Genomic DNA, 1,530 nt, shown 5'->3' with positions numbered 1-1,530 from the left:
GCCCACTCATAATCAGTGCTTGCCCTGTGATCCGCCGCACTTTGGACCCGATGCAACGATTGGTGGTGCAGTCGCGGCAGCGCTGTCAGGCCCTGCACGCGCCAGCGTTGGTGCGATGAAAGATTTTGTTTTGGGCATCAAGATGCTCAATGCCGCTGGCGAGTTGCTGACCTTTGGTGGCCAGGTGATGAAAAACGTCGCGGGCTATGACATCAGCCGTTTGATGGCTGGCAGCATGGGCACGTTGGGTGTTCTGACTGAGGTGTCGATCAAGGTGTTGCCCGTCGCGCCCGCTGAGGCAAATCTGAAATTCAATTGCGACCAAGCGCAAGCGCTGTCCCTGATCAACACATGGGGAGGCCAGCCACTGCCCTTGAATGCCAGCGTTTGGAAACGTGACAAATCCGGTCGCGATTCATTGGTTGTCCGACTTCGTGGTGCTGTGGCAGCGGTCGATGCCGCGAGCGCCCGAATGGCCAGTGACGCTGCGGGTTACGGTATTTCTTGCGCCCATGTCACCACAGCTGAGGCTGAAGCGTTGTGGTTGTCGTGTCGCGAACAGACCCATCACTTCTTCACACCACCTGCCGCAGACGCTTGTTTATGGCGTTTAAGCGTGGCACAAACTGCGCCGGCAATGGCTGCGTTTTCCGATGCCTTGGTCGAGTGGCATGGTGCGCTTCGTTGGGTATGGGCACCTGCCAGCGACGCGGAAAAAGTACGTCAGTTGGCAGAGGATGCGGGCGGTCATGCCACCTTGTTTCGTGTGAGCCAAGCCCATGGCGAGACCGATAAAACGGTCGGTGTGTTCCACCCCACGCCGCCTGCGACCAGTGGTATTGCCCAGCGCCTGCGCGAGCAGCTCGATCCAACGGGTGTGTTCAACACCCACCGCCTGTAAGAAGCCATGCAAACCAACCTAGCTCCCGAATACGCCGACCGTGCAGAAGGCCAAGCGGCGGAAGCCATTTTGCGAAAGTGTGTGCATTGTGGTTTTTGCACGGCGACTTGTCCCACCTACCAGCTACTGGGGGATGAGTTAGACGGGCCACGTGGTCGTATCTACCTTATCAAGCAAATGCTTGAGGGTGAGACGCCGACACGCAAAACCCAATCGCATCTGGATCGTTGCCTGACCTGCCGCAACTGTGAGTCAACTTGCCCCAGTGGTGTGCAATACGGTCATTTGGTGGATATTGGACGAAAGCTGGTCGACGAAAAAGTTGAGCGCCCGTTGGGCGAGCGACTGTTGCGCAGTGCATTGAAGGAGGGATTGCCTTCAAAAATGTTTGGGCCCGCAATGAAGCTGGGTCAATCAGTGCGGGCGATCTTGCCTGAGGCGCTGAAAGCCAAAGTGCCAGTCAAGCAAGCGGCGGGTCGTTGGCCGACTGCAACCCATGACCGCAAAGTGTTGATGTTGGCCGGCTGTGTGCAGCCCGCCATGATGCCCAATGTGAACACGGCCACTGCACGCGTGTTGGACGCCGTTGGTGTGCAAGCGGTGATTGCACCGTCGGCAGGGTGCTGTGG

At 58.1% G+C, this 1,530-nt stretch carries 2 protein-coding genes; both read left to right on the top strand.

The window, feature by feature from the left end:
* Positions 1-901 (top strand): glycolate oxidase subunit GlcE (gene glcE / locus AC1QQ2_RS14140; RefSeq protein WP_479713615.1); only part of this gene is annotated, 901 nt, incomplete at its 5' end.
* A 6-nt stretch (positions 902-907) separates the two neighbouring features.
* A partial coding sequence (glcF, locus tag AC1QQ2_RS14135) for a glycolate oxidase subunit GlcF (RefSeq protein WP_479713614.1) occupies positions 908-1,530 on the top strand: 623 nt, incomplete at its 3' end.

The sequence above is a fragment of the Aestuarium sp. genome (assembly GCF_023253315.1).
GTDB lineage: Bacteria > Pseudomonadota > Alphaproteobacteria > Rhodobacterales > Rhodobacteraceae > Marivivens > Marivivens donghaensis.
Note: the sequence above shows the minus strand (reverse complement) of the source record. Positions and strands in the feature narration are given on the sequence as shown.